Origin of the sequence: Micromonospora sp. WMMD1274 (assembly GCF_049179035.1) — a bacterium.
Classification (GTDB): domain Bacteria; phylum Actinomycetota; class Actinomycetes; order Mycobacteriales; family Micromonosporaceae; genus Micromonospora; species Micromonospora tulbaghiae.
In genome coordinates, this window is sequence record NZ_JBMHMG010000001.1 from 4,850,310 (window position 1) to 4,863,613 (window position 13,304).

Genomic DNA, 13,304 nt, shown 5'->3' on the forward strand with positions numbered 1-13,304 from the left:
GGCGTGACGGGTGCGGACAGGGAACCGGCGTACCGGTTCGGGCGCGGCAACGAGATGGCGCGCGACGCCTCCCGGGTAGAGGCGTTCAGCGACGCGGTGATCGCCATCGTGCTCACCCTGATGGCCGTCGAGCTGCTGTCGTTCGACCCGGACACGCCGCAGGACGACGGGCTGCCGGCCGCGCTGCTGCACGAGTGGCGCGCCTACCTGGCGTACGTGATCACGTTCGCCATCGTCGGCCAGGTCTGGCTGACCCACCACAACATGTGGCGGTACGTCCGCCGGGTCGACCAGATGCTGCTGGTGCTGAACCTGCTGCTGCTGATGTTCGTGGCGGCGATCCCGTTCACCGCCGACCTGCTCGCGGACAACCTGCGCGGCACCGTCGACGACCAGCGGCTGACCGCCGCGCTGTACGCGGGCGTGGTGCTCGGTGAGGCGCTGTTCTTCAACCTGAGCTGGTGGTGGGCGCGCCGCCGCGGGCTGCTGCAACCGGGTCTCGACCCGAGGCTGGCGCGGGCGGTGGCCCGCCGGTTCCGCCTCGGTCCGCTGCTCTACCTGGTCGCGTTCGCGATCGTGTTCGTCGACCCGGTGCTGAGCCTGCTGGCGTACCTGCTGCTGGTCGGCGTCTACCTGGTGCGCGGGCCGGGCGACCTCCCGCCGGCCGGCCAGGAGGCGCCCGACACGCCGTGAGGACTCAGCCCAGGTCGGCGAGGATGCGCCGGGCCGCGTTGTGCCCGGCCGCGCCGATCACGCTGCCCGCCGGATGGCAGCCGGCGCTGCCCGCGTACACGCCGTCCACACCCGTCGCGTACGGCATCCGGTCGGTGAACGACACCGCGTTGTCGACGTGGTGGATGTGCCCGCCGGTGATGCCGAAGTGCGCCTCGATGCCGGGCGGCGGCAGCGGCACCGCGTCCGCGACCAGGTCGGCGGCGCCCGGGGCGTACCGCTCGCAGATCGCGAGAAGCCGCTGCACGTACCCGGGCAGCGCCGCGTCCCACGTGGTGCCGGCCGGCTCGTAGGGGACCGACTGCACGAACAACGCCGACGAGTGGTGCCCCGCGTCGTCGGACAGGGACGGGTCGACGGTCGTGTGCAGGTACCACTCGATCGTCGGCTCGTCCGGCAGCCGTCCGGCCCGCACGTCCGCCCACATGCCGCGCAGCGCCGTCATGGGTGACTCCCCGCCGTCGCCGACGAGCGAGGCCGAGCCGGGCAGCAGGTGGATGGTCGAGCCGAACGGGCTCGGCGCGTCGTCCGGCAGGCAGGAGAAGCGCGGCAGCCCGGTCAGCGCCAGGTTGAGCTTGAGCGTGGTGCCGGTGCGGCGGACCGCCGCCATCCGCGCGCCCAGCTCCGCCGGGAGCGCGCCGTCGGGCAGCAGCTCCATCAGCCGGTACGGGTCACACGCGCCGAGCACCACGGAGGCGTCGACCTCCCGGCCGTCGGCGAGCGTCACCCCGGCGGCGGCGCCCCCGGTCAGCCGGATGGCGGTGACCGGCGCGTCGGCGACGATCCGCGCCCCGGCGCGCTCGGCGGCCTCGGCGAACGTGCGCGACACGGTGCCCATCCCGCCCCGGGGGATCATCCAGGTGCCGTCCGCGCCGGGCAGCCGGCACATGTTGTGCACCAGGAAGTTGTGCCCGGTGCCGGGGTCGTCCGGGCCGGCGTTCAGCCCGGACAGCCCGTCGGTGACCGCGTACATGCTGACCAGCAGCTCGGAGCGGAAGTCGAAGCGGGCCAGGTGGTCGGCCACCGACCCGCGGACCAGGTCGACGAAGACCTGCCGCAGCGCGGGCCGGACGTAACGCTCGGCGGTCTCCTCGACCGGCAGCGGCTCGGCCAGCCACGCCGGGGCGAGATCCTCCCGCAACCGGGCCAGCTCGGCGTGCAGCGCGTCGTCGGCGGCGACGTCGGCGGGGGAGAACATCTCCGCGAGCTGCCGCCGGCCGGCCGCCACGTCGCTGCCGGCCAGCAGGTACGGCGAGCCAAGGCCGCCCGGTGTGGGCAGGAAGTAGTGCGGGTCGCGGCGCAGCACCGGGATGGTCACGTCGAGCGTGGCCAGCAGTTCCGGCGGCATCAGCCCGAGCAGGTACGACCCGGTGGAGTGACGCAGCCCCGGCACCTTCGGGAACGGGTTCTCGGTGCGGGTCGCCCCGCCGATCACCCCGGATGCCTCCAGCACGAGGACGTCCAGGCCGGCGCGGGCCAGCAGGATCGCCGAGACCAGGCCGTTGTGCCCGGCGCCGACCACGACGACGTCGGCGCGGGACGGCAGCTCACTCGCGTCGCTCATGGAGTGCCGGCTGGGCATGCGCTCACGGCCCTCGCTCCGCTCGGTGCGTTCGCTCATGGGGTGCTGGTTGGGCATGCGCTCACGGCCCTCGCTCCGCTCGGTGCGTTCGCTCATGGGGTGCTGGTTGGGCATGCGCTCACGGCCCTCGCTTCGCTCGGTGCGTTCGCTCATGCCGCGGAGCGTAGCGGCGGCAGGGCCACGAAGGGAGGGTTCGCGCCGGGGCGCTACCGTTCCGGGCATGTCCCCGGCTGTCCAGATCGCGCTCGCGGTGGCGCTCGTCGTGGTGGTGTTCCTGCTCCTGCTCGCGTTGCGGCGCGGCCGTCCCCGGGATCTGGTCGCCCCGGACCGCCCGGCGGGCGACGGGCAGGCCGAGGTGCTCCGGCTGGCCCGCGCGGGGCGTACGGTCGAGGCGGTCAAGGTGCTGCGCGAGCAGACCGGGCTGTCGCTGCTGGAGGCGAAGCGGGCGGTGGACGTGCTGGTGTCCGGCGGAACCTGGTCGCCCGGCCCGCCGGCACCGGGAAAGGGCGTCGACGACGCGGTGCGGGCCGAGGCCGCACGGCTGCTGTACCGGGGCAAGAAGATCCAGGCGATCAAGGTGGTGCGGGAGCACACGCACATGTCGCTCGCCGACGCGAAGCGGTACGTCGAAGGCCTCTGACGCCGGACGGCCGTCACCCCGCGTTCATCCTATAGTGGCAGTTGTCGATGCATTACTCGTCCTACCGTCGACGGGACACCCACCGCCCCCCGGGAGGTAATCCCCGATGGATCGTCGTACCGTCCTGCGCGCCACAGCCGCCGGTGGCGCCGCCGCTCTCGCCGGTGGTCTCTGGGCCGCCGCTGCCGCCCCGGCCCAGCCCGCCCAGCCCGGCCCCGGCCCGTACGGCGACCTGCTGGCCGCCGACGCCAACAGCCTCCAGTTGCCGGCCGGCTTCACCAGCCGGGTGATCGCGCGTTCCGGGCAGCGGGTCGCGGGCACCTCGTACACCTGGCACCCGGCGCCCGACGGCGGCGCCTGCTTCCCGGCCGGCGACGGCTGGACCTACGTCTCCAACTCGGAGGTGCCGCTCGTCGGCGGCGCCTCGGCGGTGCGGTTCGCCGCCGACGGCGCGATCGCCGCCGCGTACCGGATCCTCGGTGGCACGAACGTCAACTGCGCGGGCGGGCCGACCCCGTGGGGGACGTGGCTGTCCTGCGAGGAGGTGCCGCTGGGCCGGGTCTTCGAGACCTGGCCCGAGGGCGGCCGGTCCGGTGAGGAGCGGACCCGGATGGGCCGGTTCAAGCACGAGGCGGCGGCCTGCGACCCGCAGCGGCGGGTGGTCTACCTGACCGAGGACGAGGGGGACGGCTGCTTCTACCGGTTCGTCCCGGACACCTGGGGCGACCTGCGCACCGGCCGGGTGCAGGTGCTCTGCGCCCCGGACGGCCAGGTGACCGGGCCGGTGACCTGGCGGGACCTGCCGGACCGCGACGGGTTCCCGGTGCCCACCCGCTACCAGGTGGCCGCGGCGCAGACGTTCGACGGCGGCGAGGGCTGCTGGTACGCCGACGACACCTGCTGGTTCACCACCAAGGGCGACAACCGGGTGTGGGCGTACGACGCGGTGAACCAGCGGCTCGACCTCGCGTACGACGACTCGCTGGTGCCGGCCGGGGCCGCGCCGCTGACCGGCGTCGACAACATCACCGGCACCGCCGGCGGTGACCTCTACGTGGCCGAGGACGGCGGCGACATGGAGATCAACGTGATCACACCGGCCGGTGTGGTGACGCCGTTCCTCCGGCTGCTCGGGCAGTCCGAGTCGGAGATCACCGGCCCGGCGTTCTCCCCGGACGGCAGCCGGCTCTACTTCTCCTCACAGCGCGGCACCAGCGGCGCCCGGGCCGGCACCGGCGGCATCACGTACGAGGTGCGCGGCCCGTTCCGGCGCTGACCGCAGCCGTCAGGCGCGGGCCGCCTCCCGGGTGGCCCGCCACCGGCTCGCCGCCAGCGTGGCCGAGTAGCCGGACAGCACGATCACGTGGAACAGATAGAGCCAGAGCAGCACCGCCACGCCGCCGCCGATCTCGTCGAACCCGCCGAACGGCACGCCCAGGTCCAGCGGCAGCGAGCAGAACAGCACGAAGCCGTGCACGAAGCCGGACAGGTTCGCCGCCGTGAACGAGCCCAGGACGACGGTGGCGAGCCAGTCCGGCGAGGCCGGGCCGACCACCCGGAACACCCAGATCAGCACCGGCGTGAGCACCAGCCACACCGCCAGGAACGACAGCACCACGCCGAGCGCGCCGACCCAGCCGCCCTGGCGTACCAGACGGGTGGTCATCGGCAGCCCGAGCAGGATCGACAGCAGCAGCGCCGGGGCCGGCGCGAGCAGCGGGAGCAGCAGCAGGCGGCCCCGCCAGCCCACCAGCGCGCCGGACTCGGCGCGCGGCTCGGCCACCGAGACGAAGGCGCGGCGCAGTCCCTCGCCGTAGAGCGAGGCCGGCAGCAGCGAGGCCAGCGCCAGCAGCGGGGTCAGTCCCAGCCCGGCCTCGACCAGCGCGGCCGCCGCCCGGTGCGCGCCGATCTCGGTGGGCAGCGTGTCGATGGCGTACCCGGTCAGCCGCCGTACCCGGTCCGCCCCGGCGAGCAGCCCGGTCAGCCAGATCGCCAGCAGCGCCACCGGCACCACGGCGATCGCGCCGTAGAAGGTGATCGCGGCGGCGTGCAGCGACAGGTCGCGGCCGCGGACCGGCCGGAACGCCGCAGCCGTGATCCGCTTCGTCCGCTCCCACCCGTCGCCCATCGCCCTCTCGTTCCCCGTACGACCCCGCGCCACGCATTACGATCCGGCGGCATGACGATCGCCACGACCGACCGGCTGGTGCTCCGGGACTGGACCGAGTCGCCCGACGACCTGGCCCGGGTCTACGACATCTACTCCCGGGACGAGGTGATGCGCTGGCTGGGCGGCGGCAAGGGGCGGATGACCGACCCGTCCGAGGCGCGTGAACGGGTCCGGATGTGGCACGAACGCTGGGCGCCCTACGACGGCCGCTGGGGCCTGTGGGCGATCGAGCCGCGCGACGGCGGGCCGGTGGCGGGGAGCATCCTGCTCAAGCCGCTACCCGGTCGCGACGGCGTCACCCTGACCGACGACATCGAGGTCGGCTGGCACCTGCACCCCGACGCCCAGGGCAACGGCTACGCCACCGAGGCGGCCCGCGCGGTGCTGGAACGCGAGTTCGCCACCGGCACCCCGAGGGTGTACGCGGTGGTGATGGCGGGGAACGACCCGTCGATGGCGGTGGCCCGGCGCCTCGGCATGACGCACGCAGGCGTGCGCACCGACTGGTACGGCGGGGTCGAACTGGAGACCTTCGTCCTGGAGCGCCCCGCCTGACCGTTCAGACCCGCGCCCGCCCCGGCGATCATGGAGTTGACGGTGACAAATCGGACCGCCGACGCCGTCAACCTCATGATCGCCGGGATTCCGGTGGTTGGGGGCGGACAACGTGTGCGAGCAGGGCGGAGCGGGACAGCGCCGTTAGGGTGAGTGGTAGCACGATTACCCGCTGAGGGGGTGAGCCTGATGGCCCAGGCCGCATTCGCGCCCGAGCCGGCACCGCAGCCCGCCGAGCCGTCGTTCGAGGTGCTCCGCTGGCGCGACGAGCCCTGGACCGCGCAGCTCGCTCTCGATCTCCTACCGGAGACCAACGGCCCGAAGGTCGAGGTCCTGAGCGGAAGCGTGATCGTGACACCACATGCCGGCATCGACCATCAGTCGGTCGAACGCGAGTTGCCGTATCGGCTGCACCGGGCCGCCCGGCGTAGCGGGCTCTGGGCCTACCCCGAGATCAACCTGATTTCCGGCAAGGATCTGTTCATCCCCGACATCGCCGTACTGCGCTCCTCGGGCGGTGGCCGATCCGCTGTCGACATCGGCCAGGCGGTGCTCCTCGGTGAGATCGTGTCGCCCGGTAACCGGCGAAAGGACGTGATCGACCGGCCACGGGAGTACGCGGCCGCCGGTGTGCCGTACTTCCTCCGGGTCGACCTGCGTAACCGGGTGCCCGCGCTCGCCCTCTACGAACTGGTCGAGGGCGAGTACCGGCCGCTGGCCGCCGCGGCCGCCGGTACGACGTTCGTGATGCGGCAGCCGTTCGAGTTCAGCGTCGACCCGGCCGACCTGCTCGATGAGGAGGCGCCGCAGGCGTGATCGACACCGGATCGCCGAAGTGGCGGCATCGCGGCAACCCTGATGCCGCCACCTCGGCGAAGTGGAGTCGATCATGTCGCCGGGCACTCCGGGACGAACCGGGGTGAGGCGCTGGGGAACAATGGTCCGGTGACCACTCCCCGAGATCTCGTACTGCTCGGTTCGACCGGCTCGATCGGCACCCAGGCCATCGACATCGTCAAGCGCAACCCGGACCGCTTCCGGGTGGTGGCCCTCGGCGCGGGTGGCGGCAACGTGGAGTTGCTCGCCGCGCAGGCGCTGGAGCTGGGCGTGGATGCGGTCGGTGTGGCCCGCGCGTCCGCCGCGCAGGATCTCCAGCTCGCGTTCTACGCCGAGGCGAGCAAGCGCGGCTGGGCCAGCGGTGACTTCAAGCTGCCCAAGATCGTGGCCGGGCCGGACGCGATGACCGAGCTGGCGCAGTGGCCGTGCGACGTGGTGCTCAACGGGGTCGTCGGCTCGCTGGGCCTGCCGCCGACGCTGGCCGCGCTGCACGCCGGGCGTACCCTCGCGCTCGCCAACAAGGAGTCCCTGGTGGCCGGCGGCCCGCTGGTCAAGGCCGCCGTCTCCCGACCGGGGCAGATCGTCCCTGTCGACTCCGAGCACTCGGCGCTGGCGCAGTGCCTGCGCGGCGGCGCCCGGGGCGAGGTGCGGCGGCTGGTGGTCACCGCCAGCGGCGGCCCGTTCCGGGGGCGGCGGCGCGACGAGCTGACCGCCGTCACCCCGGAGCAGGCGCTGGCGCACCCCACCTGGAACATGGGCCCGGTCGTCACGATCAACTCCGCCACGATGGTCAACAAGGCACTGGAGGTGATCGAGGCGCACGAGCTGTTCGACGTGCCGTACGCCGACATCGAGGTGATGGTCCACCCGCAGTCGGTGATCCACTCGATGGTCGAGTTCACCGACGGTTCCACGCTCGCCCAGGCCAGCCCGCCGGACATGCGGCTGCCGATCGCGCTGGGCATCGGCTGGCCGGACCGCGTGCCCGGCGCCGCCGCGGCTGTCGACTGGACCACTGCACACACCTGGGAGTTCTTCCCGCTCGACGACGCCGCGTTCCCGGCGGTCGCGCTGGCCAAGGCGGCGGGCGAGGCCGGGCGCTGCCGCCCGGCGATCTACAACGCGGCGAACGAGGAGTGCGTGGCCGCGTTCGTCGCGGGCCGGCTGCCGTTCCTCGGCATCGTCGACACCCTCCAGCGGGTGCTGGAGGACGCTCCCGATTTCGACGAACCAGGTACCGTCGAGGACGTGCTCGCCGCCGAGTCGTGGGCACGGGCGCACGCCCAGGAGATCATCGTCGGGTCGGTGGAAGGAGCTCGATGAGCTATCTGCTCGGGGTGGTGCTGTTCGCCCTGGCGATCCTCATCTCGGTGAGCCTGCACGAGGCGGGGCACATGCTGACCGCCAAGGCGTTCGGGATGAAGGTCACGCGCTACTTCGTCGGCTTCGGCCCGACGCTGTGGTCGTTCAAGCGGGGCGAGACCGAGTACGGCATCAAGGGCATCCCGCTCGGCGGCTTCTGCAAGATCGTCGGCATGACCCCGCAGGACGACGACGTCGAGCCGGGGGACGAGAAGCGCGCGATGTGGCGCTACCCGGTGTGGAAGCGGACGATCGTGATGTCCGCGGGTTCGATCACCCACTTCGCCCTGGCCCTGATCGCGCTCTGGATCATCGCGGTGTCGGTGGGGCTGCCGAACCCGAAGTTCCCCAGCACCGAGGCCGGCTTCCGGGCCGAGCCGGCGGTGATCGCCATCGCGCCGTGCGTGGTGGTGGAGAACGCGGCCCGCGCCTGCGAGTCCGGCGACCCGGCCAGCCCGGCCGAGAAGGCCCAGCTCAAGGACGGCGACCGGATCACCGCGGTGAACGGCAAGCCGGTCTCGACCTGGGGCGACATGCTCGACGTGGTCCGCGCCACCCCGCCCGGTACGGCCACCGTCGCCTTCGTGCGCGACGGCAAGCCGGACGAGGCGCGGGTCGACCTGGCCTCGGTGCAGCGTCCGCCGCTGGGCGACCCGAAGGGCGCCACCTCGGCGGTGTCCGCGCTCGGCGTGGCGCTCTCGCCCACCACCCCGACCCGGGTCGAGTACGGCCCGGTCGCCGCGTTCGGCGCGACCGCCGACTTCACCGGCACCATGGCCGTGCAGACCGCGCACGCCATGCAGCGCATCCCGCAGAAGGTGCCCGCGCTGTGGAACGCGATCACCGGCGGCGAGCGCGACGTGGACACCCCGATCAGCGTGGTCGGCGCCAGCCGGCTCGGCGGCGAGGCCGTGGAGAACAACGCCTGGCTGGTGTTCTTCATGCTGTTCGTGTCGCTGAACTTCTTCATCGGCGTGTTCAACCTGCTGCCGCTGCTCCCGCTGGACGGCGGCCACATCGCCATCGCCTGGTTCGAACGGGCGCGCTCCTGGCTCTACGCGCGCATCGGCCGCGCCGATCCCGGCCGCGTCGACTACCTCAAACTCATGCCCGTCACGTACGCGGTGATCCTGATCGGTGGCGCGTTCACGCTGCTCACCGTCACCGCTGATGTCATCAACCCCATCACGCTCTTCTCAAGGTGAGTGCCTGAAGTGACCGCTGTCAGTCTCGGTATGCCCCCCGTACCGCCGCCGCCGCTGGCCCCGCGCCGGGCCAGCCGCCAGATCATGGTCGGTTCGGTGCCGGTCGGTGGGGGCGCGCCGGTCTCGGTGCAGTCCATGACCACCACCCTCACCGCCGACGTCAACGCCACGCTCCAGCAGATCGCCGAGCTGACCGCGTCCGGCTGCCAGATCGTCCGGGTCGCCGTGCCGTCGCAGGACGACGTGGAGGCGCTGCCCGCGATCGCCAAGAAGTCGCAGATCCCGGTGATCGCGGACATCCACTTCCAGCCGAAGTACGTCTTCGCGGCGATCGATGCCGGCTGCGCCGCGGTGCGGGTGAACCCGGGCAACATCCGGCAGTTCGACGACAAGGTCAAGGAGATCGCGCGGGCCGCCGGCGACGCGGGCGTGCCGATCCGGATCGGCGTCAACGCGGGCTCGCTGGACAAGCGCCTGCTGGCCAAGTACGGCAAGGCCACCGCCGAGGCGCTGGTGGAGTCGGCGCTGTGGGAGTGCTCGCTGTTCGAGGAGCACGGCTTCCGGGACATCAAGATCTCGGTCAAGCACAACGACCCGGTGGTGATGATCCGCGCGTACCGGCTGCTGGCCGAGAAGTGCGACTACCCGCTGCACCTGGGTGTCACCGAGGCGGGCCCGGCGTTCCAGGGCACGATCAAGTCGGCGGTGGCGTTCGGCGCGCTGCTGGCCGAGGGGATCGGCGACACCATCCGGGTCTCGCTGTCCGCCCCGCCGGTCGAGGAGATCAAGGTCGGCGCCGCGATCCTGGAGTCGCTGGGCCTGCGCGAGCGTGGCCTGGAGATCGTCTCCTGCCCGTCCTGCGGCCGGGCACAGGTCGACGTCTACAAGCTGGCCGAGGAGGTCACCGCCGGTCTGGAGGGCCTGCCGGTGCCGCTGCGCGTCGCGGTCATGGGCTGCGTGGTGAACGGCCCGGGTGAGGCCCGCGAGGCCGACCTGGGTGTGGCCTCCGGCAACGGCAAGGGCCAGATCTTCGTCAAGGGCAAGGTCGTCAAGACAGTGCCGGAGGCGCAGATCGTGGAGACGCTGATCGAGGAGGCGCTGCGCATCGCCGACGAGATGGGCGCCGAGATCCCCGAGGAGCTGCGCGACCTGGTGCCGGGTGGCGCCACCGTCACCGTGCACTGATCTGTTCCCCGCGTCGCCGTGCGGCCGTCCCCGACCTCGGGAACGGCCGCACGCGCGTTTCGCGGACCGGTATGCACGGTGTCACCGGGTGCAGCCGGGCTGCCGCGCCGGGCGGTCACTCGGACTCGGCGAGGATGGCGTAGAGCTTGCGCCGGGTCTCGTCGAGCACCTGGGCGGCCCGGGCGCGCTGGTCGTCGGTGCCGGTGGTCATCACCTGCCGCAGCGCCTGCATGGCCTGGGCGCCGGCGTCGCGGATGTCGTGCCAGCTGTTGACCGTCTGCTCGGCGAACTCCGCCCAGGGCGGGGTCTGCGCCGCGCCGGCCGCCTCGGCCTGGCCCGCCTCGGTCAGCGCGAACCGCTTGCGTCCACCCTCGGAGTCGGGGGCGGTCGCGATGAGCCCTTCGTCCTCCAGCAGTTGCAGCGTCGGGTAGATCGAGCCGGGGCTGGGCCGCCAGGCCCCGCCGGTGCGGGAGTCGATCTCCTGGATCATCTCGTAGCCGTGCATCGGCCGCTCGGTGAGCAGGGCCAGCACGGCGCCGCGCACGTTGGGTCGCCGGCCGCGTCCGCGCCCGCCCCGGCCCCGCCCGTGACCGTGACCGTGCGGTCCGGGGGAGAAGGGCGGCGGACCCGGGGGTACGGGCGGGAAGCCGAAGCCGCCACGGCGGCGCATCTCGTCGTGCATGGCGTGCATGCGTCGATGGAAGCCCATCGGTTCTCCTTCTGTCGGTGTATCACTGATGCATCAACGATATATCGGCAATGCATCGCCGACAAGACGTTACGTAAACGGGGCTGAAAACCGTACGTACGTCTTGCTAGGGTGCCGGTGTGCGCCTGCTTCCCGAACCGGGCCCGTCCCGGACCCTCGCCCTCTCCACGCTCGTCAACACCGTCGGGCGGGGCACCTGGCTCACCGCCAGCGCGCTGTTCCTCACCCGGTCGGTCGGGCTGTCGGTCACCCAGGTCGGCGTGGCGCTCACGCTCACCGCGCTGGTCAGCCTGGTGGCGAGCACGCCGATGGGATACCTCGCCGACCGCCTCGGGCCGCGCGGGCTCCAGATGGCCGCGCTGCTCGCCTCGGCCGGGTGCACGGCCGCCCTGGTGGCGGTGCGCTCGTTCACCGGCTTCCTGGTCGTCGGCGTGCTGATGGCGGTCGCCGACGCGGGTACCCGTGGCGCCCGGGGCGCGCTGATCGCCGGTGCCGTCCCGCCCGACCAGCGGGTACGCACCCGCGCCTACCTGCGCGCTGTCACCAACGTCGGCATCTCGGTGGGCACGGTGCTGGCCGGGTTCGCGCTCGCCGCCGACACCCGCGGCGCGTACGTCACGCTGATCCTGCTCGACGCCGCCACGTACGTGCTGGCGGCGGCGGTGCTGCTGCGGCTCCCGCCGGTGCCGCCGATGCCCGCCCCGGCGCACGGTCCACGGCTGATCGCGCTACGGGACCGCCCCTTCCTCGCCTTCACCGTGCTGGATGGGCTCATGTCCATGCACTTCTCGCTGATCAACATCGCCCTGCCGCTCTGGATCGCCGGGCACACCACGGCGCCGAACTGGCTCATCTCCGCCTGCCTGCTCGTCAACACGGTGGTGGTGATCCTGTTCCAGGTCCGCGCCTCGCGGGGCACCGAGGACCTGACCGGCGCGGGCCGGGCCGCCCGCCGGGCGGGTGTCCTGCTCGCGGTCGCCTGCGCGCTGTTCGCGGCCGGTGGCGGCGTACCGGTCGCGGCGGCGGTGCCGCTGCTGCTGGGCGGCGCGCTGGTGCACGTCGTGGGCGAGCTGTGGCACGCGGCGGCCGGCTGGGGCATCTCCTTCGGCCTGGCCCCGGCGCACGCGCACGGGCAGTACCAGGGCGCGTACGGGATGGGCATGCAGCTCGGCTCGATGGTCGCCCCGGTGGTGGTGACCACGCTCGCGATCGGCTGGGGCGTGCCCGGCTGGCTGGTGCTCGGCGTGGTGTTCATGCTGCTCGGCGCGCTGGTGCCGCCGGTGGTGCGATGGGCCGCCCGAACCCGTCCGGCCACGCCCGAACCGGTGCCGGCGCCGGCCGGCTGAGCGCGGTGCGGCAGGTGCCCGGTCGGCCCGCGCGCGCCGGGGTGGATCTGGCAGGCTGGTAGCCGTGCTCACGGTGCCGGTACGCCAACTCGGGGAGTCGGAGCGCCGCGCGGTCGAGCGGCTGCTCGACCACGACCCGTACGCCGGCGCGCAGGTCGCCGAGCGGGTGGCGGCACGCGGCCTGGCGTGGTGGCGGGCCGAGGCGCGGATCCTCGGGTACGGCTCCCGCCGGCACCTGGAGTCGATCTGCTGGCTGGGCGGCAACCTGACCCCGGTGCTCGCGTCCGAGTCGGCGGTGACCGCGTTCGCCGACCAGTTGAGCGCCGAGGAGCGGCTCTGTTCCTCGATCGTGGGGCGGGCCGACGCGGTGCTCGGGCTCTGGGACCGCCTCTCCGCGCACTGGGGCCCGGCCCGGGACGTACGCCCGAACCAGCCGTTGCTGGCGACGGACGCGCTGCCCGCCGTGGCGCCCGACCCGCACGTGCGGCGGGTGCGCGGCAGCGAGGTCGACCTGCTGTTCCCGGCGGCGGTGGCGATGTACACCGAGGAGGTCGGGGTGTCGCCGCTGGCCGAGGACGGCGGGCGCGGCTACCGGCGGCGGGTGACCGAGCTGGTGCGCGCCGGCCGCGCCTACGCCCGTTTCATCGACGGGCGGGTGGTCTTCAAGGCGGAACTCGCCGTGGTGACCCGCCGGACCGCGCAGGTGCAGGGCGTCTGGGTGGCGCCGGAGTGGCGTGGCCGGGGCATCGCCACCGCGGCGATGGCCGCCGTGGTCCGCGACGCGCTGGAGCGGGTCGCGCCCACTGTGAGCCTCTACGTCAACGACTTCAACCTGCCCGCCCGTCGGGTCTACGAGCGCTGCGGCTTCCGCCCGGTCGGCACGCTCGCCACAGTGCTGTTCTGAGGATCACTCCCGCCGGACGTCCCGAACCGGACACCCGACGCTATGCTGGGCATGTTTTTATACTGACTAGTCAGTTC

Annotated in this window: 13 protein-coding genes; 10 read left to right on the forward strand and 3 right to left on the reverse strand. The window is 73.0% G+C overall.

What is annotated here, in order from left to right:
• Nucleotides 1-54 precede the first annotated feature (54 nt).
• Nucleotides 55-693 (forward strand): TMEM175 family protein, encoded by a 639-nt coding sequence (locus ACN27D_RS23100; protein WP_199733249.1) that lies wholly within the window; start codon nucleotides 55-57, stop codon nucleotides 691-693.
• 4 nt (nucleotides 694-697) lie between these two features.
• Here the strand turns inward: ACN27D_RS23100 and ACN27D_RS23105 are convergent, their stop codons facing one another.
• A complete protein-coding gene (locus ACN27D_RS23105; RefSeq protein ID WP_421501187.1) occupies nucleotides 698-2,296 on the reverse strand; it encodes a phytoene desaturase family protein in 1,599 nt (532 codons plus the stop codon).
• A 238-nt stretch (nucleotides 2,297-2,534) separates the two neighbouring features.
• On the opposite strand from ACN27D_RS23105, the gene ACN27D_RS23110 reads away from it, so the two are divergent.
• Together ACN27D_RS23110 and ACN27D_RS23115 are read left to right on the forward strand one after the other, a co-directional pair.
• The gene (locus ACN27D_RS23110; protein ID WP_421499973.1) at nucleotides 2,535-2,954 is read left to right on the forward strand and encodes a 50S ribosomal protein L7/L12; all 420 of its coding nucleotides are present in this window, start codon (nucleotides 2,535-2,537) and stop codon (nucleotides 2,952-2,954) included.
• A gap of 106 nt (nucleotides 2,955-3,060) precedes the next feature.
• On the forward strand, nucleotides 3,061-4,230 hold the full coding sequence (locus ACN27D_RS23115) for an alkaline phosphatase PhoX (RefSeq protein ID WP_421499974.1): 1,170 nt from the start codon (nucleotides 3,061-3,063) through the stop codon (nucleotides 4,228-4,230).
• Nucleotides 4,231-4,239: 9 nt separating this feature from the next.
• Here the strand turns inward: ACN27D_RS23115 and ACN27D_RS23120 are convergent, their stop codons facing one another.
• Complete coding sequence (locus ACN27D_RS23120) at nucleotides 4,240-5,082, reverse strand: YhjD/YihY/BrkB family envelope integrity protein (protein WP_120571151.1); 843 nt, start codon at nucleotides 5,080-5,082, stop codon at nucleotides 4,240-4,242.
• A gap of 51 nt (nucleotides 5,083-5,133) precedes the next feature.
• Between ACN27D_RS23120 and ACN27D_RS23125 the strand changes: the two genes are divergently transcribed.
• The 5 genes from ACN27D_RS23125 to ispG all read left to right on the forward strand — a co-directional run bounded on the left by ACN27D_RS23125 (nucleotide 5,134) and on the right by ispG (nucleotide 10,268).
• Nucleotides 5,134-5,679, forward strand: coding sequence for a GNAT family N-acetyltransferase (locus tag ACN27D_RS23125; RefSeq protein WP_358170227.1), 546 nt, complete (start codon nucleotides 5,134-5,136; stop codon nucleotides 5,677-5,679).
• A gap of 189 nt (nucleotides 5,680-5,868) precedes the next feature.
• Complete coding sequence (locus ACN27D_RS23130; RefSeq protein WP_421499975.1) at nucleotides 5,869-6,495, forward strand: Uma2 family endonuclease; 627 nt, start codon at nucleotides 5,869-5,871, stop codon at nucleotides 6,493-6,495.
• A 129-nt stretch (nucleotides 6,496-6,624) separates the two neighbouring features.
• Entirely contained in the window at nucleotides 6,625-7,839 is a 1,215-nt protein-coding gene (gene dxr / locus ACN27D_RS23135) for a 1-deoxy-D-xylulose-5-phosphate reductoisomerase (RefSeq protein WP_393155489.1), read from the forward strand.
• On the forward strand, nucleotides 7,836-9,083 hold the full coding sequence (locus ACN27D_RS23140) for a M50 family metallopeptidase (protein ID WP_121685507.1): 1,248 nt from the start codon (nucleotides 7,836-7,838) through the stop codon (nucleotides 9,081-9,083). The genes dxr and ACN27D_RS23140 overlap by 4 nt, the downstream gene beginning before the upstream one ends.
• Before the next feature lie 9 nt (nucleotides 9,084-9,092).
• Nucleotides 9,093-10,268 carry a flavodoxin-dependent (E)-4-hydroxy-3-methylbut-2-enyl-diphosphate synthase gene (gene ispG, locus ACN27D_RS23145; RefSeq protein ID WP_030504228.1) on the forward strand — a complete coding sequence of 392 codons (1,176 nt, stop codon included), beginning with the start codon at nucleotides 9,093-9,095 and terminating at the stop codon, nucleotides 10,266-10,268.
• A gap of 115 nt (nucleotides 10,269-10,383) precedes the next feature.
• Here the strand turns inward: ispG and ACN27D_RS23150 are convergent, their stop codons facing one another.
• Nucleotides 10,384-10,977, reverse strand: a complete 594-nt coding sequence (locus ACN27D_RS23150; RefSeq protein ID WP_421499976.1) for a PadR family transcriptional regulator — start codon at nucleotides 10,975-10,977, stop codon at nucleotides 10,384-10,386.
• Nucleotides 10,978-11,096: 119 nt separating this feature from the next.
• Here ACN27D_RS23150 and ACN27D_RS23155 point away from each other — a divergent pair, with 119 nt between their 5' ends.
• Nucleotides 11,097-12,323, forward strand: a complete 1,227-nt coding sequence (locus ACN27D_RS23155; protein WP_120571144.1) for an MFS transporter — start codon at nucleotides 11,097-11,099, stop codon at nucleotides 12,321-12,323.
• A 64-nt stretch (nucleotides 12,324-12,387) separates the two neighbouring features.
• Entirely contained in the window at nucleotides 12,388-13,227 is an 840-nt protein-coding gene (locus tag ACN27D_RS23160) for a GNAT family N-acetyltransferase (protein WP_421499977.1), read from the forward strand.
• The last annotated feature ends 77 nt before the right edge of the window (nucleotides 13,228-13,304 follow it).

Coding starts and splice junctions, on each gene's coding strand:
- ACN27D_RS23100 (WP_199733249.1), top strand. CDS start 55: ATGGCGCGCGACGCCTCCCGGGTAGAGGCGTTCAGCGACGCGGTGATC.
- ACN27D_RS23105 (WP_421501187.1), bottom strand. CDS start 2,296: ATGAGCGACGCGAGTGAGCTGCCGTCCCGCGCCGACGTCGTCGTGGTC.
- ACN27D_RS23110 (WP_421499973.1), top strand. CDS start 2,535: ATGTCCCCGGCTGTCCAGATCGCGCTCGCGGTGGCGCTCGTCGTGGTG.
- ACN27D_RS23115 (WP_421499974.1), top strand. CDS start 3,061: ATGGATCGTCGTACCGTCCTGCGCGCCACAGCCGCCGGTGGCGCCGCC.
- ACN27D_RS23120 (WP_120571151.1), bottom strand. CDS start 5,082: ATGGGCGACGGGTGGGAGCGGACGAAGCGGATCACGGCTGCGGCGTTC.
- ACN27D_RS23125 (WP_358170227.1), top strand. CDS start 5,134: ATGACGATCGCCACGACCGACCGGCTGGTGCTCCGGGACTGGACCGAG.
- ACN27D_RS23130 (WP_421499975.1), top strand. CDS start 5,869: ATGGCCCAGGCCGCATTCGCGCCCGAGCCGGCACCGCAGCCCGCCGAG.
- ACN27D_RS23140 (WP_121685507.1), top strand. CDS start 7,836: ATGAGCTATCTGCTCGGGGTGGTGCTGTTCGCCCTGGCGATCCTCATC.
- ACN27D_RS23150 (WP_421499976.1), bottom strand. CDS start 10,977: ATGGGCTTCCATCGACGCATGCACGCCATGCACGACGAGATGCGCCGC.